Origin of the sequence: Streptomyces sp. CS113 (assembly GCF_002188365.1) — a bacterium.
In the GTDB taxonomy this organism is placed as follows: Bacteria; Actinomycetota; Actinomycetes; order Streptomycetales; family Streptomycetaceae; genus Streptomyces; species Streptomyces tendae.
In genome coordinates, this window is the sequence record NZ_KZ195574.1 from 1,850,227 (window position 1) to 1,871,193 (window position 20,967).

Annotated in this window: 18 protein-coding genes; 8 read left to right on the forward strand and 10 right to left on the reverse strand. The window is 74.0% G+C overall.

The window, feature by feature from the left end:
• Positions 1-242 precede the first annotated feature (242 nt).
• Positions 243-827, forward strand: a complete 585-nt coding sequence (locus B9W62_RS08000) for a hypothetical protein (RefSeq protein ID WP_087806505.1) — start codon at positions 243-245, stop codon at positions 825-827.
• Positions 828-1,002: 175 nt separating this feature from the next.
• Here B9W62_RS08000 and B9W62_RS08005 read toward each other — a convergent pair whose 3' ends face one another.
• From B9W62_RS08005 to B9W62_RS08025, 5 genes are all read right to left on the reverse strand, one after another.
• Complete coding sequence (locus B9W62_RS08005) at positions 1,003-2,163, reverse strand: XdhC family protein (RefSeq protein ID WP_087806506.1); 1,161 nt, start codon at positions 2,161-2,163, stop codon at positions 1,003-1,005.
• A gap of 51 nt (positions 2,164-2,214) precedes the next feature.
• A complete protein-coding gene (locus B9W62_RS08010; RefSeq protein ID WP_087806507.1) occupies positions 2,215-3,672 on the reverse strand; it encodes an NCS2 family permease in 1,458 nt (485 codons plus the stop codon).
• Between the two features lie 191 nt (positions 3,673-3,863).
• The gene (locus B9W62_RS08015) at positions 3,864-6,338 is read right to left on the reverse strand and encodes a xanthine dehydrogenase family protein molybdopterin-binding subunit (protein ID WP_087806508.1); all 2,475 of its coding nucleotides are present in this window, start codon (positions 6,336-6,338) and stop codon (positions 3,864-3,866) included.
• Positions 6,335-6,931, reverse strand: a complete 597-nt coding sequence (locus tag B9W62_RS08020) for a (2Fe-2S)-binding protein (RefSeq protein ID WP_087806509.1) — start codon at positions 6,929-6,931, stop codon at positions 6,335-6,337. Before B9W62_RS08020 ends, B9W62_RS08015 begins: the two co-directional genes overlap by 4 nt.
• Positions 6,931-7,821, reverse strand: coding sequence for an FAD binding domain-containing protein (locus B9W62_RS08025; RefSeq protein ID WP_087806510.1), 891 nt, complete (start codon positions 7,819-7,821; stop codon positions 6,931-6,933). Before B9W62_RS08025 ends, B9W62_RS08020 begins: the two co-directional genes overlap by 1 nt.
• A 403-nt stretch (positions 7,822-8,224) precedes the next feature.
• Between B9W62_RS08025 and B9W62_RS08035 the strand changes: the two genes are divergently transcribed.
• A complete protein-coding gene (locus B9W62_RS08035) occupies positions 8,225-9,934 on the forward strand; it encodes a PucR family transcriptional regulator (RefSeq protein ID WP_087806512.1) in 1,710 nt (569 codons plus the stop codon).
• Between the two features lie 212 nt (positions 9,935-10,146).
• Positions 10,147-10,935, forward strand: coding sequence for a hypothetical protein (locus tag B9W62_RS08040; RefSeq protein WP_087806513.1), 789 nt, complete (start codon positions 10,147-10,149; stop codon positions 10,933-10,935).
• Positions 10,936-10,957: 22 nt separating this feature from the next.
• Here the strand turns inward: B9W62_RS08040 and B9W62_RS08045 are convergent, their stop codons facing one another.
• The 4 genes from B9W62_RS08045 to B9W62_RS08060 all read right to left on the reverse strand — a co-directional run bounded on the left by B9W62_RS08045 (position 10,958) and on the right by B9W62_RS08060 (position 13,572).
• Complete coding sequence (locus B9W62_RS08045) at positions 10,958-11,602, reverse strand: Rv1733c family protein (protein ID WP_087806514.1); 645 nt, start codon at positions 11,600-11,602, stop codon at positions 10,958-10,960.
• A gap of 335 nt (positions 11,603-11,937) precedes the next feature.
• Complete coding sequence (locus B9W62_RS08050) at positions 11,938-12,762, reverse strand: rod shape-determining protein (RefSeq protein WP_179235388.1); 825 nt, start codon at positions 12,760-12,762, stop codon at positions 11,938-11,940.
• Positions 12,759-13,163, reverse strand: coding sequence for a TraR/DksA family transcriptional regulator (locus B9W62_RS08055; protein WP_373433670.1), 405 nt, complete (start codon positions 13,161-13,163; stop codon positions 12,759-12,761). The genes B9W62_RS08050 and B9W62_RS08055 overlap by 4 nt, the downstream gene beginning before the upstream one ends.
• Positions 13,164-13,245: 82 nt before the next feature.
• Entirely contained in the window at positions 13,246-13,572 is a 327-nt protein-coding gene (locus B9W62_RS08060) for a TraR/DksA family transcriptional regulator (protein WP_087806516.1), read from the reverse strand.
• Positions 13,573-13,916: 344 nt separating this feature from the next.
• Between B9W62_RS08060 and B9W62_RS08065 the strand changes: the two genes are divergently transcribed.
• The 4 genes from B9W62_RS08065 (at position 13,917) to secD (ending at position 18,656) form a co-directional block, all read left to right on the forward strand.
• Positions 13,917-14,864, forward strand: a complete 948-nt coding sequence (locus tag B9W62_RS08065) for a HAMP domain-containing sensor histidine kinase (RefSeq protein ID WP_179235389.1) — start codon at positions 13,917-13,919, stop codon at positions 14,862-14,864.
• Positions 14,865-14,872: 8 nt separating this feature from the next.
• On the forward strand, positions 14,873-15,649 hold the full coding sequence (locus B9W62_RS08070; protein WP_087806517.1) for a response regulator: 777 nt from the start codon (positions 14,873-14,875) through the stop codon (positions 15,647-15,649).
• 18 nt (positions 15,650-15,667) lie between these two features.
• Complete coding sequence (locus B9W62_RS08075; protein WP_179235390.1) at positions 15,668-16,132, forward strand: hypothetical protein; 465 nt, start codon at positions 15,668-15,670, stop codon at positions 16,130-16,132.
• Between the two features lie 82 nt (positions 16,133-16,214).
• Entirely contained in the window at positions 16,215-18,656 is a 2,442-nt protein-coding gene (gene secD, locus B9W62_RS08080; RefSeq protein ID WP_373433671.1) for a protein translocase subunit SecD, read from the forward strand.
• Between the two features lie 241 nt (positions 18,657-18,897).
• Here the strand turns inward: secD and B9W62_RS08085 are convergent, their stop codons facing one another.
• Entirely contained in the window at positions 18,898-19,731 is an 834-nt protein-coding gene (locus tag B9W62_RS08085; protein WP_087806518.1) for a GntR family transcriptional regulator, read from the reverse strand.
• 169 nt (positions 19,732-19,900) lie between these two features.
• On the opposite strand from B9W62_RS08085, the gene B9W62_RS08090 reads away from it, so the two are divergent.
• Positions 19,901-20,746, forward strand: a complete 846-nt coding sequence (locus tag B9W62_RS08090) for a (2Fe-2S)-binding protein (RefSeq protein ID WP_087806519.1) — start codon at positions 19,901-19,903, stop codon at positions 20,744-20,746.
• Positions 20,747-20,967 lie beyond the last annotated feature (221 nt).

Sequence of the window (20,967 nt, forward strand, 5' to 3'; positions counted from 1 at the left end):
CCGGATCGCCCACCCTCTCCGCACGGTGGCCGGCAAGGCTTGCTCGGGCGTCGTTGGTCCCGATCAATCCCTACCGGCGCTTGCGATTCCAGCGGGGACCGGAGGCCTTCGCGGCTGATGCCGCAATCCTTGGCCCGGGCGGTCTCGGGTTCGCCGACTGCGGTCACCTCGCACCAGAGTTGGTCCGGCACATGATCCAAAAACCTCGGCTTCCACGATCCCGCCGCCTGTTTACTTGGCGTATGACCGACAAGATGAGTTACGGCGATGCCCATCGGAGCACGGCTCCTGCTCCCGGCGCCGAGATGGTCGAGGCGTACGGAGGCGGGGCGGGGTTCCGGTTCAAGATTCGGAACGTGAGGATCGATGGCGGCGCCGACGTGGTGCACGTCCGCACAGGAGGTTCGCACGAGGTCAGTTTCGACGTGCTGCACGACTGCTCGGCATGCGGCAACGCCGTCAACCAGGTGATCGTCGGTCTGGCGGGCCAGGACCGGGCCCAGGCATCGGTGTGGAACGGCAAGCAGCGCAGCGGGGGCGGAATGAAGGTGGTCAATCCCGGCACGCGCGTCCAGGCGCTGGCGGAGGACAACCCGGGTCCAGCGGAGTGGGTGAACGTGTCGTGTGACGTCGTCGTCCCCGACGAACCCGGCGTCTACTCGGTTCGAGCACGTTACGCCCAGGCGTATCAAGGACGCCTGATGACCGCGGAAGGACGTGCGGTTCCGCAGCCCGAGTACGAGGAAACGCTGGGCTGGTGGAAGGTCGACCGTCCGGACGGGCCCGGCCCCGAATCGACGATAGGCACCATCGTCGTCGAGGCGTGAAGCTCGCTGGTCAGCCGCGCAGGGCGTAGGTACTGGGGACGGCGAGCACCACCACGGGTCCCGGCCGGGTGGACGCAGCCGCCCTCGGCGAGTATCCGCGGCGTCGGCTCGTGGTGTCCGCGACGCGGGGCACGCCCTCTCCGGCGCCCGCACCCCGCACCCGGGCCCGGGGCCGCTACGCCACCGACCCGATGCGCCCCCTCGGGGCCGCCGGTGCCGTGGGGCCGTCGTGGTGGATCGGGGTGTGGGCGCCGGTCAGGGAAGCGCCCGTGCCGGCGTGGCGGGTGGCGACGATCTCGGCGGCGATGGACAGGGCCGTCTCCTCGGGGGTGCGGGCGCCGAGGTCGAGGCCGATCGGGGACCTGAGGCGGGCCAGCTCCCGGTCGCTCACGCCGGCCTCGCGCAGGCGGGCCTCGCGGTCCAGGTGGGTGCGGCGGGAGCCCATCGCACCGACGTACGCCACCGGCAGGCGCAGCGCCAGCCGGAGCAGCGGGATGTCGAACTTGGCCTCGTGGGTCAGGACGCACAGCACCGTGCGGGCGTCCACGGCGGTGCGGGCCAGGTACGTGTGGGGCCACTCGGCGACGATCTCGTCCGCGTCCGGGAAACGGGCCCGGGTGGCGAAGACGGGGCGGGCGTCGCACACGGTCACGTGGTAGCCGAGGAACCTGCCGACCCGCGTCAGTGCCGAGGCGAAGTCGATCGCACCGAAGACGATCATGCGGGGAGGCGGGACCGAGGACTCGACCAGCAGGGTCAGCGGTGCGCCGCAGCGCGAGCCCTGCTCGCCGATCTCCAGCGTGCCGGTGCGCCCCGCGGCCAGGAAGGCGCCGGCCTCGGCGGCGGCCGTGCGGTCCAGCTCGGGGTGACCGCCGAGGCCGCCGGTGCGGGAGCCGTCCGCGTGGACGACGAGCGCGCTGCCCAGCAGTGCCGCCGGGCCGCTCACGACGCGTGCCACGGCCGCCGTCTCTCCGCGCGCGGCGGCGGCGAGGGCCGCGGCCAGGGCCGGGCGGGCGGGGTCGCCCGTCCGTACCGGGGCGACGAGGACGTCGATGACCCCGCCGCAGGTCAGGCCCACGGCGAAGGCGTCCTCGTCGCTGTACCCGAAGCGCTCCAGGACGGTCTCGCCGTCCTGGAGGGCCTGCCGGCACAGCTCGTACACGGCTCCCTCCACGCACCCGCCGGAGACCGAGCCGACCACCGTGCCGTCGGCGTCCACCGCGAGGGCGGCGCCGGTCGGCCGGGGGGCGCTGCCGCCGACGGCCACCACCGTGGCCACGGCGAAGTCGCGCCCCTGCCCGACCCACCGGTGCAGTTCCTCGGCGATGTCCAGCATCTTCCGGTCCTCCTTGGACGACGGGTACGTGAAGGGTTCCCGTCGTGGCGGCTAGTGCACGCCCATCCAGCTCTCGATCGGGTTGAGGGCGAAGTAGACGACGAAGATCACCGTCAGGGCCCACATGAACGCGCCGATCTCCCGGGCCTTGCCCTGCGCGACCTTGATGGCGACGTAGGAGATGACACCGGCGGCGACGCCGGCCGTGATGGAGTACGTGAACGGCATCAGGACGACGGTCAGGAAGACCGGGATCGCGGTGGCCCGGTCGGCCCAGTCCACGTGCCGGGCGTTCATCATCATCATCGCGCCGATGACCACCAGGGCCGCCGAGGCGACCTCCTGCGGCACGATCGCGGTGATCGGCGTGAAGAAGAGGCAGGCGGCGAAGAACGCGCCGGTGACGACCGAGGCGAGCCCGGTGCGGGCGCCCTCGCCGACGCCGGTCGCGGACTCGACGAAGACGGTCTGGCCGGAGCCGCCCGCCACGCCGCCGATGGCACCGCCCGCGCCGTCGATGAACAGCGCCTTGGACAGGCCCGGCATGCGGCCCTTGTCGTCGGCGAGCTTCGCCTCGGTGCCGACGCCGATGATGGTGGCCATCGCGTCGAAGAACCCGGCGAGCACCAGCGTGAAGACGATCATGCCGACCGTCATCGCGCCGACCTCGCCCCAGCCGCCGAACTCCAGGTCGCCGAAGAGCGAGAAGTCCGGCATGGAGACCGCGCTGCCGTGCAGTTCGGGGGCGCCGTTGGCCCACTGCTTGGGGTCGATGACCCCGGTGGCGTTGAGGATGGCCGCCACGATCGTGCCGGTGACGATGCCGATCAGGATGGCGCCGGGCATGTTGCGCGCCTGGAGCATGAAGATCAGCAGCAGGGTGCCCGCGAAGAGCAGGACCGGCCAGCCCGCCAGTTCCCCGGCCGGGCCGAGGGTGAGCGGGGTCGCCTCGCCCGCGTGCACGAAACCGCTCTTGACCAGGCCGATGATGGCGATGAACAGGCCGATGCCCATGGTGATGCCGTGTTTGAGGGCGAGCGGGATCGCGTTCATGATCATCTCGCGGAGCCCGGTGACCACGAGCAGCATGATCACCACGCCGTACATCACACACATGCCCATGGCCTGCGGCCAGGTCATCTGCGGGACGACCTGCCCGGCGATCACCCCGGACACCGAGAGCCCGGCGGCCAGGGCGAGCGGCACCTTGCCGACGAAACCCATCAGGAGCGTGGTGACCGCCGCGGCGAGCGCCGTCGCGGTGATCAGGGCCTTCTGGCCCAGGGTGTCCCCCGCCGCGTCCTTGCCGGACAGGATCACGGGGTTGAGCAGGACGATGTACGCCATCGCCATGAAGGTGGTGATGCCGCCGCGCACCTCACGCGCGACCGTCGATCCCCGGTGGGATATGTGAAAGTACCGGTCGAGCCAAGACCGTCCGCCGGGGACGCGGGAGCCCGCGCCCGCGTCTTCGGCGGTGATCTCGGGCTCCACTGACTGCTGGGTCATGGGGCCGTCTCCCAAGGTTCATAGGTGCACCCGGCCGGCCGCTGGGGCGGCCGCGGGATTTGGGATATGCACGACCCGGGGGACGGCCCGAGACGAACGCATGTGTGGTGGTACTGGTTGGTCCTGGTTGGTACTTGGTACACGTACTTGTATTTGGTACTGGTGGTACTGGTCGTGGTGCGGGTGGTACGTCAAGTGCCGCGAGCGGAGCGGGACTTGGTCGGTGCTCCGGGCGGCGCGGAAGGTGTGACGTTCCGTGCGCCGCCCGGAGGGTCTTGGTCCGCAGCCGTACCGGTGAGGTGTTCCGGTCGTACCGGCGTGCGGTCGAGCGCCAGCCCGGTCGCGTCCCTGATGGCCGCGAGGACCGCCGGGGTGGACGACAGGGTGGGTGCCTCGCCGACTCCGCGCAGCCCGTAGGGCGCGTGATCGTCGGCGAGTTCGAGCACGTCGACCGGTAGGGCCGGCGTGTCGAGGATCGTGGGGAGCAGGTAGTCCGTGAAGGACGGGTTCCTGACCTTGGCGGTCACGGGGTCGACGACGATCTCCTCCATCACCGCGATGCCCAGGCCCTGGACGGTGCCGCCCTGGATCTGGCCGACCACGGAGAGCGGGTTCAGCGCCTTGCCGACGTCCTGGGCGCAGGCCAGTTCGATCACCTTGACCAGGCCCAGTTCGGTGTCGACCTCGACGACGGCGCGGTGCGCGGCGAAGGAGTACTGGACGTGGCCGTTGCCCTGTCCGGTGCGCGGGTCGAAGGGCTCGGTCGGCCGGTGCCGCCACTCCCGCTCGACCTCGACCGCCTCGTCCTCCAGGACGTCCACGAGGCCGGCGAGGACCTCGCCGCCGTCGGTGACGACCTTGCCGCCCTCCAGGCGGAGTCCGGCGGTGGCCCAGGCGGGGTGGTGGGAGCCGAACCTGCGGCGGCCGATGTCCAGGACCTTCTCCCGCACCAGCTCGCAAGCGTGCTTCACGGCGCCGCCGGTGACGTAGGTCTGCCGGGAGGCCGACGTCGAACCGGCCGAGCCCACCCGGGTGTCGGCGGGCCGGATGGTGACCTGGGCGACGCCCAGCTCGGTGCGGGCGATCTGCGCGTGGACGGTGACGCCGCCCTGGCCGACCTCCGCCATCGCCGTGTGCACGGTGACGACGGGGCGGCCGCCCGCGACCTCCAGGCGGACCCGGGCGGTGGAGTAGTCGTCGAAGCCCTCGGAGAAGCCGACGTTCTTGATGCCGACCGCGTAGCCGACGCCCCGTACGACACCCTCGCCGTGCGTGGTGTTGGACAGGCCGCCGGGCAGCTGCCGTAGGTCGGCGCCCTCGCTGGACTCCCACTGGCGCTCCGGCGGCATCGGCATCGCCTTGACGCGGCGCAGGAGTTCGGCGACCGGAGCCGGGGAGTCGACGGGCTGCCCGGTGGGCATGAGCGTGCCCTGCTCCATGGCGTTGATCCGGCGGAACTCCACCGGGTCCAGGCCGAGTCCGGCCGCCACCTTGTCCATCTGCGCCTCGTAGGCGAAGCACGCCTGGACCGCGCCGAAGCCCCGCATGGCGCCGCAGGGCGGGTTGTTGGAGTAGAGGGCGAGGGCCTCGATGTCCACGTCCTCGCACACGTACGGCCCGACGGACAGCGAGGCGGCGTTGCCGACGACCGCCGGGGAGGCTGAGGCGTAGGCGCCGCCGTCCAGGACGATGCGGCACTTCACGTGGGTGAGCCGGCCGTCCCGGGTGGCGCCGTGCTCGTAGTGGAGCCGGGCCGGGTGGCGGTGGACGTGGCCGAAGAAGGACTCGAAGCGGTTGTAGACGATCTTGACGGGTTTGCCGGTGCGCAGTGCGAGCAGGCAGGCGTGGATCTGCATCGACAGGTCCTCGCGTCCGCCGAAGGCGCCGCCGACGCCGGACAGCGTCATCCGCACCTTGTCCTCGGGCAGGCCGAGCACGGGGGCGATCTGGCGCAGGTCGGAGTGGAGCCACTGGGTGGCGATGTAGAGGTCGACGCCGCCGTCCTCGCCGGGCACGGCGAGACCCGACTCGGGACCGAGGAAGGCCTGGTCCTGCATGCCGAAGTGGTAGTCGCCCGTGACGATCACGTCGGCGCGTGCGGCGGCAGCGGCGGCGTCGCCGCGCACGATCGGCTGGCGGTGCACGATGTTGGGGTGCGGGACGTGGCCCGAGTGGTGGTCGTCGCGGTGCTCGTGGACGAGGATCGCGCCGGGGGCGGTCGCGGAGGCCTCGTCGGTGACGAGGGGCAGTTCCCGGTACTCCACCTTGATCTTGGCTGCGGCGCGGCGCGCGGTCTCCGGGTGGTCCGCGGCGACGATCGCGACCGGCTCACCGTGGTGGCGGACCTTGCCGTGGGCGAGGACCGGGGTGTCCCGGATCTCCAGCCCGTAGTGGCGCACGTTGGTGGGCAGGTCGTCGTACGTCATGACGGCGTACACGCCGGGGGTGGCGAGCGCCTCGCCGGTGTCGATGGAGACGATCTCGGCGTGCGCGACGGTGGAGCGCAGGATCTGGCCCCAGAGCATGTCCTCGTGCCACATGTCGGACGCGTACGCGAACTCGCCGGTGACCTTGAGGACGCCGTCCGGGCGGAGCGTGGACTCGCCGATGCCGCCCTTGGTGCGGGAACCCTGGGTGAGGCCGGTGGGTGCGCCGACGGCCGTCATGTCGTGGCCCCCTCGGACCGGCGGGCCGCGGCCAGGCGGACCGCGTCCATGATCTTCTCGTAGCCGGTGCAGCGGCACAGGTTGCCCGACAGCGCCTCGCGGATGTCCTCGTCGGACGGGTCCGGGTCGCGCTCCAGCATCTCGTCGGCGGCGACCAGCAGTCCGGGTGTGCAGAAGCCGCACTGGACGGCGCCGGCGTCGATGAACGCCTGCTGGATGGGGGCCAGTTCGATGTTCTCGCCGGTCTGCGAGTCGGTGCCCCGGGCCTGCCACCGCCGTGCCGCGTCCAGCGACGCGTTCGCCCCGCCGCGGACACCGCGGGCGGTGTCGCCCTCGGCGCGGCGCCGGGCGAACTCCGCCAGGCCCTCGACGGTGACGACCTCGCGGCCCTCGGCCTGGCCGGCCGCGACCAGGCAGGAGCACACCGGTACGCCGTCCAGGCGGACGGTGCAGGAGCCGCACTCGCCCTGCTCGCAGGCGTTCTTGGAACCGGGCAGGCCCATCCGCTCGCGCAGCACGTACAGCAGGGACTCGCCCTCCCACACGTCGTCGGCCTGCTGCGGACGTCCGTTGACGGTGAGGTTGACGCGCATCACGCGGCTCCTTCCGTGGTGCGGCGGGCGCCGCGGTACGACTCCCAGGTCCAGGTGAGCGTGCGGCGGGCCATGACGCCGACCGCGTGGCGGCGGTAGTCCGCGGTGCCCCGGACGTCGTCGATCGGGTTGCAGGCGGCGGCGCACAGGTCGGCGAACCGTGTGACCGCCGACGGGGTGACGGTCTTCCCGTTCTCCCAGAAGCCGCCCTCGTCGAGCGCCGCGTTCAGGAACTCCTCGGCGGCCGTCGCCCGGACCGGGGTGGGCGCGGCCGAGCCGATGCCGGTGCGGACCGTACGGCTCCCGGGGTGCAGGGCGAGGCCGAAGGCGCACACGGCGATGACCATGGCGTTGCGGGTGCCGACCTTGGAGAACTGCTGCGGCCCGTCGGCCTTCCTGATGTGCACGGCGCGGATCAGCTCGTCGGGCTCCAGCGCGTTGCGCTTCACGCCGGTGTAGAACGCGTCGATGGGGATGCGGCGGGTCCCGCGCACCGACGCGGCCTCGACCTCGGCGCCGGCGGCGAGCAGCGCCGGGTGGGCGTCACCGGCCGGGGACGCGGTGCCGAGGTTCCCGCCCACGCCGCCGCGGTTGCGGATCTGCGGGGAGGCGACCGTGTGCGAGGCGAGGGCGAGACCCGGCAGCTCGGTGCGCAGGTTCTCCATGATGCGGGTGTAGGGCACGGAGGCACCGAGCCGTACGGAGTCCTCGCCGACCTCCCACTCGGCCAGGTCGCCGATGCGGCCCAGGTCCATGAGGACGTCGGGCCTGCGGTGGTCGAAGTTGATCTCGACCATCACGTCGGTACCGCCCGCGATCGGCACGGCGGTGGGGTGCTCGGCCTTGGCGGCGAGCGCCTCCTCCCAGCTGGCGGGGCGAAGGAAGTCCATGCCCGGCTCTCTTCCTCGTCTGCGTGCGGCGGTGTCTGCGGGATGCGTGCGGGGTCTCTGGGTGCGAAGTCTCTGTGTGCGGGACGGCTGCGTGCGGGACGGCTTCGTGCGGGACGGCTGCGGTGCGGGACGTCTGCGTGCGACGGCCGTGGAGATCGAGCCAATCCGATGGATCGCGGCCCGGCTCGTTCATGTGCTGTTCACGTGGAATGGCCTCAGTACACCGTCGTGTGCTCCACCAGGGTCAGTCGCAGAAACCATGAAGGAGTTGGCTGGCCAGGGCGGGCATCTTGTAGATTCGTATGAACGGAGGTGCTCAATTGCCTCCCTGTTCTCCTCTGGAATCGGGCGACACAGCCGCGTGACCTGGAACACTTCGAGACAAAGAACGGCGGCGACGAGAATGCGGCTGCGCGCACTGCTGGACACGGACGCGCTGGGCCTCGAGCTGCTCGGCGGCGAGGACGAGCTGGACCGCACGGTCCGCGGCGTGATGACCACCGACCTGCGGGACCCCAGCCGCTATCTCTCGGGCGGCGAGCTGGTGCTCACCGGCCTGGCCTGGCGCCGGGACGCCGCCGACTCCGAACCGTTCGTCCGCCTCCTGGTGCAGGCCCAGGTGGCGGCGCTGGCGGCCGGTGAGGCGGAGCTGGGGAGTGTGCCCGAGGACCTGGTCGCGGCGTGCGCGCGGCACCGGCTGCCGCTGTTCGCGGTGCACGAGTCGGTGGCCTTCGCGACGATCACCGAGCACGTCGTGCGCCAGGTCTCCGGCGAGCGGGCGGGAGACCTCGCGGCCGTGGTGGACCGGCACCGCCGGATGATGACCTCGGGACCGGCGGGCGGCGGCCCCGACGTGGTCCTGGACCTGCTCGGCTCCGACCTCGACCTGCGGGCCTGGGTGCTCTCCCCCACCGGACGGCAGGTCGCCGGGCCGAAGGACGCGGAGCCCGCGCCGACCGCCGGGGTCCGCGCCAAGCTGGCCGCCGAGCACCTCGCGGCCACCCGCACCGGCCGGCGCGCGCCGCACCGGGTGCCCGTGGGTTCGACGACGTACAGCCTCTTCCCGGTGCGCGGCCGCGGGCAGCCGCCGGCGACGCCGCCGGGTGCGCGGGCCCCCCAGGGCACGGGCGCCGGCCGGGACGTGCGCGAGACGGTGCTGTCCGACTGGCTGCTGGTGGTGGAGGCGGACGCCGGTGACTGGGCCGAGGAGCGCCTCGACCTGCTGTACGGCGTCACCCAGCTGATCGCGGTCGAACGGGACCGGCGGGACGCGGCGCGCACGGTGCGGCGGCGGCTGGCCCAGGAGGTCCTGGAGCTGGTCCAGACGGGCGCCGCGCCGGCCGAGATCGCGGCCCGGCTCCGGGTGGCGGCGCCGGTGCTGCTGCCGGGTCTCGGCGCGGCACCGCACTGGCAGGTCGTGGTGGCCCGGGTGGAGTGGGAGGACGGCGACGAGCAGACCGGCCGGGTCGCGCAGACCCTGCTGGAGGAGATGCTGGTCGACCCGCACGCCACCGGACCCGAGCAGTCGGACCGCATCGCCGTGGCGCACACCGGCGAGGAGGCGGTCGCCCTGGTTCCGCTGCCGGCGGTCTCCAGCGAGCACGACGGTTCCGAGGCCGGGGTCCTCGCGGAAACGCTCCTCGAGTCCGTGCGGGAGCCGCTGTCGGCCGGTCTGGACGGGGACGGGCGGGTCACGCTCGGCGTCAGCGCGGCCGTGCACTCGGCGGAAGGCCTGCGCGGGGCGCTGGAGGAGGCCCGGCACGCGCGCCGGGTCGCCGCGGCGCGCCCCGGCCGGGTCTGCGCGGCCGGGCACCAGGAGCTGGCCTCGCACGTGCTGCTGCTCCCCTTCGTCCCGGACGACGTGCGGCGCGCCTTCACCGCCCGGCTGCTCGATCCGCTGCGGGACTACGACCGCCGCCACCGCGCCGAGCTGATCCCGACGCTGGAGGCGTTCCTCGACAGCGACGGCTCCTGGACGCGCTGTGCGAACCGGCTGCACCTGCACGTCAACACGCTGCGCTACCGCGTCGGGCGGATCGAGCAGTTGACGGGGCGCGACCTGTCGCGGCTGGAGGACAAGCTCGACTTCTTCCTGGCCCTGCGGATGAGCTGAGGCCCGGGGCGCGCCGCGGCCGCGCCGGGGCCCGGAGCGGTCCGGGGCGGTCCGGGGCGGTCCGGGGCGGTCCGGGGCGGCTCCAAACCTCGACGGCACGAAGACCACGACTTTGTGAAAAGTTTCACCCATCCTCTTGGCCGGGCCGCCGGATCCGTGCTGAGATGCGGCCACCACTCGAGAGCTCGATGGCGTGCTAAGGGGAGGGCGACGTGGCGCATTCCGCCATGGCTGGTTCTGGCTGGGGAACGACCGAAGGTGACGATCCGCTCCAGACCGCGGTATGGCGGTTGCGCTCGCGCGGCTGCTGGGCCGACGCTGCGGCCCTGCTGGAGCCGGTCACCGCGGACACCGCCTTGCAGCGGACCGCGCTGCTGGTGGAGCGGTGCCTGTACACCGAGCAGGGCTGGGCCGACGCCGAGGACGCGCTGCGCACCGCGGAAGCGCTGGCCCACACCGACGACGAACGCGGGGCCGCCGCGTGCGAACGGGGGCAGCTCGCGTACGCCGCCACGGTCCACGGGGTGCGCGACCGGGCCGACGAGGCGCGGGCGGCACTGGGACGGGCGGCGGCGCTGATCGCGCCGGGGGCCGGGGGGCGGGCGCTGCTCGACTTTCGGCGCGGGCTGCTCGCGGAGAACCTGACCCGCTCGCCGCAGGCCGCCCGCGCGGCGTACCGGCGGGCCCACGCCGGCGCCACCGCGCACGCCGACCCGCTGCTCCAGTCCTTCACCTGGCGGCATCTGGCCGGACTCGCCCTGCGGGAGGGCGAACTGGCCGAGGCGCGGCACGGTTTCGCCGAGTCGCTGCGCATCCGCGAGGAGCTGGGGTACCTCGTCGGTACGGCGCCGGCGCTGGCCTCCCTCGCGGACGCCGAGTCGGAGCCGGAGGCGTCCCGGCTGCGGGAGGAGGCGCGGCGGCTGTTCCGGCTGCTGGGCGGCGTACCGACGTGGCTGGCGCGGCAGTTGACGCCGCCGGCGGCGGGCGCGGCGACGGCGTGAGGGAGGCGCGCCGGGCCGGGCGTCACGGGAACCTGCTCCAGCGCGGGGCCGTGCCGGCCCAGGCCGCGTCCCACTGGGCGAGGTTGCGCCGGTGCAGCACGAGGCTCGTGGCGGCGTGCGCCGCGAGGCCGGTGAGGACCACGCCCAGGAAGGCGAGGATCGCCCAGCCCATCGTGCGGCTGCGGATCTGCTCCGCGGACAGCGGCGGCTCGGTGATCCGGCCCTCGTCGTCGACCCAGACCAGGACGGTGCTGTCGGCCGGCAGCCCCGGTTCGACCTCGGTCGTCCCGGTCCTGCGCACCCCGTCGGGGCCGGTGAAGCGGACCGGGACCGGGTAGCGAGCCTTCTTCGCCTCGTCCGACCCCGGCTCGGGATGGCGCGGGGCGTCGTGGGTCAGGACCGCGGGACGGTGGTCCCGGCTCCGCGCCTCGTGCTCGGCGGTGCTCCGGTAGTGCCGGTAGGCGCTGTCGCCGACCCCGAACATCGCCGCCGGGGCCGCCACCAGCACGGCGAGCACGAGCCCCAGCGAGATCCACGCCCCCAGCCGGTCGCTCGGCCGCCGCAGCGGGTTGCGCCGCCACCTCCACAGCAGCAGGTAGGGGTGTCGGGCGCTCTCGGCACCGGGTTCGGCGGGTGGTGGCTGAGCCTGCGGGATCTCGCCGGCCACGGTGTGCCTCCTTCCTGGCTCGGGGCAGCCGGATCGGCCGCCGCAGGCGCCGCGAACGGCGTCGAGGGCGGGTTCGGACGGGACGGGGACGGGACGGGATGGGGGATCGGGGCGCGGTTCCCTGGCGCGGCGAACGGGCCCGGCACCCGGGTCACGGCCGGGGCAGCCGGCCGGCCTGGCGGATGACGGACGCCCGGCCGACCACGCCCGTGGGGCGTCCGGTGCCGCACCCGGTCACGGCGCGGCATCAGCGACCGGGGCGAGCGGTGCCCCTCCCCCCGGCCCGGTCGATGGCAGACGCCGGTGCCGGTACCGGTACCGACGGCGGCAGCGGGTCAGTGCGGGTGGTCGTCCGGTGGGTCCGTGCCGGTGGTCGACGGGTGGGTGTGCGCGGCCTCCAGGAGCTTCGCGGCGCCCCGTACGGCCGCCGTGTGCGGTGCGGGCACCGCGCGCAGCGGCACGTGCAGGCGGTCGGCGAGCCGGCAGGTGATCTCGGGGCGCAGCGCGCCCCCGCCCGCCAGCAGCGGCCCCCGCGCGAGCGCGTCGAGCGCGAGGGACGTGCCGTCCTGCCGCAGCATCGAGGTCGTCATGTCGGCCAGCGCCTCGCCGATCCGCGCGGGCGGGGTCGCCTCGTCGAGGTCCGCCGTGCCCAGCGCGGTGCGGCGGGCGTCGAAGACGGCGCCGTCCACGAGGAGCACCACCTCCGTGAGATGCGCGCCGCTGTCCATCACGAGCAGCGGCCGGGACAGGTCGGCGCCCGCCGCGAGGGCCACCGCCCGCGCGCTGGGAACGGTCAGCACACTGCGCGGGCGCAGCACCTCCACGGCCGTACGGGCCCGGGCCCGGTAGGCCGGACCGCCCAGCACCGGCGCGGTCACCACCACCACCGGACGGGCGAAGCGGGGCAGCCGGTGGCCCAGCAGCCGGTCGAGCATCCGGGCCGTGCCCCGGGTGTCGACGATCGCCCCGCGCTGGATCGGGTACACCGCGCCCGCGCCGGGGAAGGTCACCGTCGGCACGTCGAGGATCATCCCGCGCCCGGCGACCCAGGCGCGGGTGCGGGCGCTGCCCATGTCGAGGGCGACGCCGCCGCACCGCCGGCACAGCGGCCACGGCCGGTGCCGGGACAGGGCGGCGCCGGGCCGCCGGAGCAGGGTCATCGTCCGGCCTCCCGCACCTGCTGGCAGCGGGCGCAGTAGCGGGCCTGCGGCACGATCATCAGCCGGTCGCGGTCGATGGCGCGCCGGCAGAGCTGGCAACGGCCGTAGCGGCCCTCGGCGATGCGGTCGAGCGCCGCTTCCACGTCCGCGAGGACCATGCGCGCCGAGGCCGCCAGCTTGACCCGGACCTCGGTCTGCGCGGCGGACCGCCGCCGGACCGGCTCGTCGGCGCGGCCGGGGACCGGCTCGTCGGTGCGGGCCGGGAGCGCCGCGATCTGCCGCAGCTGGTCCTCACGGAACAGCCGCTGCTCCCGGAGGTCGTCCCGGAGCACGGCGAGGTCCTCGGACGACAGGGGCGACGGACGTGTGCCGCGGTCGCCGATGATCTGGTTCTTCACCACTTCACCCCTTGGGCAGGGCGGGAGGGACGGTTCTGGACGGAGACGAGGACGGGGCCGGGGCCGGAGCCGGAGCCGGCGGCCGTCAGGTGGCGGCGCGGCGCTGGCAGGCGACGCAGTACCGGGTGTACGGGAGGATCTCCAGGCGCTCCCCCGGGACGGGCTTGCCGCAGCCCAGGCAGGCGCCGTAGGTGCCGTCCTCGACCCGGGCGAAGGCCTCGTCGATCTCCTTGAGCACCCGCTCGATCGCGGCCTTCTGCGCGGACATCAGCTGGTCGTCCGCCTGGCCGCTCTCGTCGAGGGCCTGCAACTGGGTCATGCGGGTGTTGCGGGCGTGTTCGAGGCGCTGGCGCGCCTCGTGAGCGGTCAGCCGCTCGGGGCGGGGTTCGATGCGGGAGGCGTCGAGCGACACGGTGACGGGTCCTTTTCTCGGAAGGTTCTGCGGGTATGCCGAGCGCCGGGCCGATCGGGCCCGGTCGTCCTCCACCATGGCCGGGCCGCCCGGGGAAACCCATCGGGCGCAGGACCCATTTGCCCGGGGGCGCGGGATCCACTGCGCGGTGCGCCGGGGCGGCCGTATGGGTATGCCGCGAGCCGGAAATGGGGGTCGGGCCCCATCGACCCGACGGGTCCGGGAGGAGCACGCTGGTCGCTTGCTCGGTCGCTACCTGGGCCGCAGCTCCCACCGAGGGTGCGCGATGACCGACAGTAGAGGCGTACCAAAACGAACACGTCGCCGAAGGAGGCGTACCCCCGGTGTCCCTGTTCTGGCGGATCTTCGGGCTCAACGCGGTGGTGCTGGGCTTCGCCACGGCGCTGCTGCTGTGGGCTCCGGTGACCGTCTCCGTGCCGATCCTGCTGACCGAGGCCGTCGTCCTCGTGGTGGGCATGGGTGTCATGCTGGTGGCCAACGGCGCCCTGCTGCGCTGGGGCCTGGCGCCGCTGGAGCGGCTCACCCGGCTGATGACCACGGTCGACCTGCTGCGCCCCGGCCAGCGGCTGCCGGTGGCCGGCGGCGGCGAGGTCCCGGAGCTGATCCGCACGTTCAACGCCATGCTGGACCGCCTGGAGAACGAGCGGGCCACCAGCAGTGCCCGCGTCCTGCTCGCCCAGGAGGCGGAGCGGCGCCGCATCGCCCAGGAGCTGCACGACGAGGTCGGGCAGAGCATGACGGCGATCCTGCTGGTCCTGGGGCGTGCCGCGGACGACGCCGACGAGCCGCTGCGCGACGAGCTGCACCAGGCGCAGGAGATCACCCGGGAGAGCCTGGACGAGGTCCGCCGCCTGGTGCGCCGGCTGCGGCCCGGCGTCCTGGACGACCTCGGCCTGATCAGCGCGCTGTCCTCGCTGACGCACGACTTCGCCACCCACACCGGCCTGCGGGTGGTGCGCCGTTTCGACGCCGACCTGCCGGTCCTGGACCACGAGACCGAACTGGTCCTCTACCGGGTGGCGCAGGAGAGCCTGACCAACGCCGCCCGCCACGCGGACGCCGAGCGCCTGGAGGTGGGCCTGGCCCGCGCCGACGGCGCGGTGACCCTCACCATCACCGACGACGGCCGCGGCATCGAGGCGGCGCACGAGGGCGCCGGCATCCGCGGCATGCGGGAACGGGCCCTGCTCATCGGGGCCGCCCTCGACATCACCTCGGCACCCGGCGCCGGCACCCGCATCCGGCTCACCGCACCCCTTCCCAGGAAGTAGCCCTGACCATGTCCGACCCGTCCGCCCCGTCCGACCCGTTCGCCCCGTCCGCCCGGTCCGCCCGGTCCTCCTCGTACGACCCGTCGTCCTCGTACGAGCCGCGCGAGCCGCGCTTGCCGTCCCCGGCGTCCGCCCCGTCGAAGATCCGCATCCTGCTCGCCGACGACCACGCGCTGGTGCGCCGCGGTGTACGCCTCATCCTCGACCGGGAACCGGACCTCGAGGTGGTCGCCGAGGCCGGGGACGGCGCGGAGGCCATCGACATGGCGCGGGCCCACGAGGCGGACCTCGCGGTCCTGGACATCGCGATGCCCCGCCTCACCGGTCTCCAGGCGGCCCGCGAACTGGCCGCGCTGAAGCCGGGGCTGCGCATCCTGATGCTGACGATGCACGACAACGAGCAGTACCTGTTCCAGGCGCTGAAGTCGGGTGCCTGCGGATACGTGCTCAAGTCGGTCGCCGACCGGGACCTCGTCGCCGCCTGCCGGGCCGCGATGCGCGACGAGCCGTTCCTGTACCCGGGTGCGGTGACGGCGCTCATCCGCAACTACCTGGACCGCGTGCGGCACGGCGAGGAGACCTCCGACCACATCCTCACCCCGCGCGAGGAGGAGGTCCTCAAGCTCGTCGCCGAGGGCCACTCCTCGAAGGAGATCGCCGAGATCCTCTTCATCAGCATCAAGACGGTCCAGCGGCACCGGGCGAACCTGCTCCAGAAGCTCGGCCTGCGCGACCGCCTGGAGCTGACCCGGTACGCCATCCGCGCCGGGCTCATCGAGCCCTGACGCCCCTTCGAACCGCCCGTGGCTCTGGCCGCCCACTCCCCGGCCGGAGCCACGGGCCCCGGCCCGCTCACCCACCCCGGAAGGGAACGGCTGCTCATGCGCCACCGCCTCGCGACGGTGCTCACGGTGCTGCTGGCCGTTCTGCTGCCCCTGGTCCCGGCCTGGCCCGCGGCCGGCGCCCAGGTGGGCCCCGGCGGTCCCCTCGCGGCGGCCGCCGCCACGGCCGTCCCCCACCCGGCCCTCGACCTCCACGCGGACGACGGCTGTACGCCGGTCTGCGCCGCCCAGCCCCGGGCCCGCCACGACCAGGTGGGCGAGCGCCCGGCGGCACCCGACCCGCACGCGGCCACCACCGCGCACGCCGCGGGCGCCGTCACCGGCGCCCACGCACGGACCTCGGCCGGGCCCGGTCGGGTACCGGTCTCGCCCGGCCGCGCGCGTCACGACAGCGGCCGGGCGCCGCCCGTCTCCTCCGGCGACTGAGACGCACCCCCGACCATCCGTCACCTTCCTTCGCCGCGGCCGCGCTCGGCCGCCGCCGCGGCATGCCCGCCGGAGGCCCGTGTTGAAACGCACCCGTCCCCCTTCCCGCACCCGTCCCTCTGCCCGCACCCGTCCCTCTGCCCGGACCGGTTCGCGGTCCCGTTCCCGCTCCCGCTCCCGCTCCCGTTCGCTGAACGTGCGGGCGCTCGTCGCGCTCGCGGTGATGGCCGCGTCGGTCGCCATCGCGCTGACCATGCCGGTCCGCCTCGGGCTCGACCTGCGCGGTGGCACCCAGATCGTGCTGGAGACCAAGTCCACCGACACCACCGAGGCCGACCGGGAGGCCACCGACCGCACCGTGGAGGTACTGCGCGGCCGCATCGACGCCCTCGGGGTCGCCGAGCCGACCATCGTCCGCTCCGGCGAGAACCGCGTCGTCGTCGAACTGCCGGGCGTACAGGACCCGAAGCAGGCCGCCGACGTGCTGGGCCGCACCGCGCAGCTCACCGTCCACTCGGTGCTCGGCCCGGCGGAGAACGCCGCCGACGGGGCCGAGGGCAAGGGCAAGGACGAGAAGGCGTCCGGCGCGGACGGCGAGCGGGTGCTGCCCGACGAGTCCGGGCAGTCCCTGCGGTTGAAGGACGCCACGCTGACCGGGCAGGACGTCAAGGGCGCCGACGCCCGCTTCGACCAGCAGGGCGGCGCGGGCTGGCACGTCACCGTCGACTTCAAGGACGCCGGCAGCGACCGCTGGGCCCGGGTGACCGGGGAGGCGGCCTGCCATCCGGCCGGCGACCCGCAGCGCCGGGTCGCCATCGTGCTCGACAACAAGATCATCTCTTCGCCGCAGGTCGACCCGTCCGTGGCCTGCGGGGCGGGCATCACCGGCGGCTCCACGCAGATCACCGGATCGTTCGACGACGCCGAGGCCCGCGAACTGGCCCTGCTCATCAAGGGCGGCGCCCTGCCGGTGCCGGTCGAGACGATCGAGCAGCGCACCATCGGCGCCACCCTGGGCGACGAGGCCATCTCGGCCGGGGCCTGGGCCGCCGTCATCGGCACGGCGCTGACCGCGCTGTTCATCATCGTCGTCTACCGGCTGATGGGTGCCCTCGCGACCGTGGCCCTGCTCTGCTACGGCCTGATCTCCTACGCCGCCCTGGCCGCGGTCGGCGCGACCCTGACCCTGCCGGGCCTCGCGGGCTTCGTGCTGGCGATCGGGATGGCGGTGGACGCCAACGTGCTCGTCTTCGAACGGGCCCGCGAGGAACAGGCGGCCCGGACCCGTCCGAGTACCCGGTCCGCGCTGACCGCCGGTTTCCGCAGCGCGTTCAGCGCGATCGCCGACTCCAACATCACCACGCTCATCGCGGCCGCCCTGCTGTTCTTCCTGGCCTCCGGTCCGGTGAAGGGCTTCGGCGTCACCCTCGGCATCGGTGTGCTCGCGTCGATGGTCAGCGCCCTGGTGATCACGCGGGTGCTCGCCGAGTTCGCCGCGAGCCGCCCGGCGGTCTTCCGCCGTCCCCGTATCACCGGCATCTCGTCCACCGGCCCGGTCCGTGACGCCCTGCTGCGCCGCGACCCCTTCTTGATGCGCCGCCCGCGCCGCTGGCTGGCGGCCTCGCTGGTCGTCCTCGTGGTGGCGGGTTCCGGGATCCTGGTGCGCGGCCTGAACTTCGGCATCGAGTTCACCGGCGGCCGGCTCATCGAGTACTCCACCGCCACCCAGGTCGACCCCGACCGGGCCCGCGACGCCCTCGCGGACGCGGGCTTCCCGCGCGCCGTCGTCCAGTCCTCCGGCGACGGCGACCTCACGGTGCGCACGGAGGAGCTGACCGACACCGAGGCGGCGACCGTCACCGAGGCCGTCGCCGAGCTGGGCGGCGAGACGGAGAAGGTCCGCGACGAGCTGATCGGCCCGAGCCTCGGCGAGGAACTGCGCCGGGACGCCCTGATCGCCCTCGGGCTCGCCCTGGCCGCCCAGCTGGCGTACCTGGCGGCCCGGTTCCGTCTGCTGTTCGGCACCGCCGCGGTCGGTGCGCTCGCCCACGACGTGGTCATCCTGGTCGGGGTCTTCGCCTGGCTGGGCAAGCCGATCGACGGGGTGTTCCTGGCGGCGCTGCTGACCGTGATCGGCTACTCGGTCAACGACTCGGTGGTCCTGTTCGACCGCGTCCGGGAACTGCTGGGCAAGGAGCGCAGGACACCCTTCGACCGGCTCACCAACGACGCGATCCTGCAAACCCTGCCGCGCACGGTCAACACGGGCATGGGCGCGGTGCTCATCCTCGCCTCGCTGGCGGTCCTCGCCGACGACTCGCTGACCGACTTCGCGCTCGCGCTGCTGATCGGTGTGGGGGTCGGCACGTACTCCTCGGTCTTCACCGCCTCCCCGCTCGCCGTCGAACTGCACGGCCGCGGCGCCGGCCCCCGCAAGGGCGGCAACAGCCGCGGCCCGGGGAAGACCGGGCAACCCGCGAAGCAGACCCCCGCGCGCCGCACGGAACGCCAGGAGGTCCCGTAACGGCGGGCGCCCCGCCGGTCGGGCGACCCTCTGACGACAAGTGATCCCGCCGGGGCGGTGCCGCCCGCCCCGGCGGGGTGACACCACCACGACGAAAGCCCCTTCCTGGCGGGCGCCCCCGTGACGGCGTTCCGGCAGGTGGTCCCGCCGGGGCAGGCCGCCCGGCCAGGCAGGCGATACCGCCCGGCCAGGCAGGCGATACCGCCGGGGCAGGCGCCCCCGGCCCACGGACCGTCCCCGCTCAGGCGGCGCCCGTGAAGTGCCCCTCGACCAGGGACCCCACCACGTCCGGGTCACCGGCGATCAGGGCGTCCAGGAGTGCGGTGTGCTCGTGGGCGTCGGCGACCAGGTCGGCCCGCCCGCGCACGGAGGGCGAGCCGGCCGGGGGCCACTGGGCGCGGCGGTGCACGTCGGCGGCGATCCGGACGAGCTGTTCGTTGCCGGCCAGCGCGAGGACCGCGCGGTGGAAGGCGCGGTCGGCCTCGGCGTAGGTGGCCGGGCAGCCGGACGACGCGGCCCGGACGGTGGCCTCGGCGAGGGGGCGCAGCTCTGCCCAGCGCTCGGCGGGAACCGTGCGGGCCAGCCGCAGCCACACCGGGGCCTCGATCAGGGCCCGGACCTCGGCCAGCTCGGCCAGCTCGCGGTCGCCCCGCTCGACGACGCGGAAGCCGCGGTTGGGGACGACCTCGACGGCGCCCTCCAGGGCGAGCTGCTGCATGGCCTCCCGTACCGGAGTGGCCGAGACGCCGAACCGCTCGCCGAGCACGGGCGCCGAGTAGACCCCGCCGGGCCGCAGCTCACCGGTGGCCAGCGCGGAGCGCAGGGCGTCGAGGATCTGCCCGCGCACGGAGGAACGCTGGACGAGGGCCCGCGGGCGGGGCGCCGGTGCCTCGCCGTGGGTGTGCTCGCCGCGCGCCGAGCCGTCCGGCTCCCCGCCGCCGAGGGCCCGGCCCCGGGCCAGGTCCGGCGCTCCGGGCTGCGCCGGGATCCGCGCCGCCGCGGCCGTACAAATGCGCCCGGCGCCCGCACCCGTCCCCGCACCCGTTCCTGCGGCGCCCTGCGCGCTGTGCTTCACGGGTCCTCCTGCGGGACGTGTCGGTACTTGGGGTCATTACGGCGGGTTGTCACCTGTCCGTCAAGCACCATAAGCGCACCGACCCGCCAGTTCACATCCCGGGCTTCTTGGGTAAGGTAAGGCTTACCTCTAAGCAGCCCGTTGTCCCGACGCGGATCGGTGGTCCCGCATGCCTGTCACCCGTACGGCCTTCACGGACGCCTACGCGCGCCTGTCCGAGGTCCTCCCGGGGCTGGGCGTCACCGAGCTGACCGCGGCCGACGAGGTTCCGAGCGGCGAAGGATGGGTCACGGCCGCCTCGCTCGCCGCGGGCGGGGCGGAGCTGGCGGCGTTCCTGGCCTGGGACGAGGCCCAGGTGCTGCGGGACTACGAACAGCGGGCCCGGCCGGACGTGATCGCGAGCTTCGGCCTGCACCGGTACGCCTGGCCCGCCTGCCTGCTGATCACCGTGCCGTGGTTCCTGCACCGCCGGGTGCCCCGCCACCCCGCGGCCCACGTGGCCTACGACCGTACGGCCGCCGGGCTCCCGCTGGGCCGGATGGCCGTGCGCGCCACCTCGTTCGCCTGCCTCCCGGACGACCCCGCCGCCGCTCTGCCCGGCGCCCGGGTGGTCGCCGACGAGGAGGCGCTGCGCGCCGAGGTGCGGGCCGCGGTCGCCGAGCACCTGGAGCCGGTCCTGGCCGGATTCGGCCCTCGGATGCGCCGCCGCGGGCGCGCCCTGTGGGGGATGGCGACCGACGAGGTCGTGGAGGGCCTGTGGTACGTCGCCCACCTGCTCGACGAGCAGGAGCGGGCGCGGCACGAGCTGGAACTGCTGCTGCCGGGCGCCACCAAGCCCTACGTCGGGGACGCGGCCTTCCGTGAGCTCAAGGGGCCGGACGGCACCCCGCTGCACACCCGGGACCGGGCGAGCTGCTGCATGTTCTACACCCTGCGCCCCGAGGACACCTGCGCCACCTGCCCGCGGACCTGCGACGCCGACCGCGTCGGCAGGCTGCTCGCCGCGGCCGGCTGACCGACCGTCGGCTAAGATCACGGCGTTGTTTCACAACTCCCCCGCGCGTCACGGTGAGTTTCCGCCGAACCACTCGTACGGGTAGTCTTAATCGAACTCAACTCCCGCCCCTCATGCGGCAGTTCGAGCAGAATGCCGTCCTGGGTACCCCCTCTGCGCTTCCTTGGCGGCCTCTTGCCCCGAAACCCCCTGAGGGCCGCTGGGTTTGGGCCACCATGGCG

Coding starts and splice junctions, on each gene's coding strand:
- B9W62_RS08000 (WP_087806505.1), top strand. CDS start 243: ATGACCGACAAGATGAGTTACGGCGATGCCCATCGGAGCACGGCTCCT.
- B9W62_RS08005 (WP_087806506.1), bottom strand. CDS start 2,163: ATGCTGGACATCGCCGAGGAACTGCACCGGTGGGTCGGGCAGGGGCGC.
- B9W62_RS08010 (WP_087806507.1), bottom strand. CDS start 3,672: ATGACCCAGCAGTCAGTGGAGCCCGAGATCACCGCCGAAGACGCGGGC.
- B9W62_RS08015 (WP_087806508.1), bottom strand. CDS start 6,338: ATGACGGCCGTCGGCGCACCCACCGGCCTCACCCAGGGTTCCCGCACC.
- B9W62_RS08020 (WP_087806509.1), bottom strand. CDS start 6,931: ATGCGCGTCAACCTCACCGTCAACGGACGTCCGCAGCAGGCCGACGAC.
- B9W62_RS08025 (WP_087806510.1), bottom strand. CDS start 7,821: ATGGACTTCCTTCGCCCCGCCAGCTGGGAGGAGGCGCTCGCCGCCAAG.
- B9W62_RS08035 (WP_087806512.1), top strand. CDS start 8,225: ATGCGGCTGCGCGCACTGCTGGACACGGACGCGCTGGGCCTCGAGCTG.
- B9W62_RS08050 (WP_179235388.1), bottom strand. CDS start 12,762: ATGACCCTGCTCCGGCGGCCCGGCGCCGCCCTGTCCCGGCACCGGCCG.
- B9W62_RS08070 (WP_087806517.1), top strand. CDS start 14,873: ATGTCCGACCCGTCCGCCCCGTCCGACCCGTTCGCCCCGTCCGCCCGG.
- B9W62_RS08090 (WP_087806519.1), top strand. CDS start 19,901: ATGCCTGTCACCCGTACGGCCTTCACGGACGCCTACGCGCGCCTGTCC.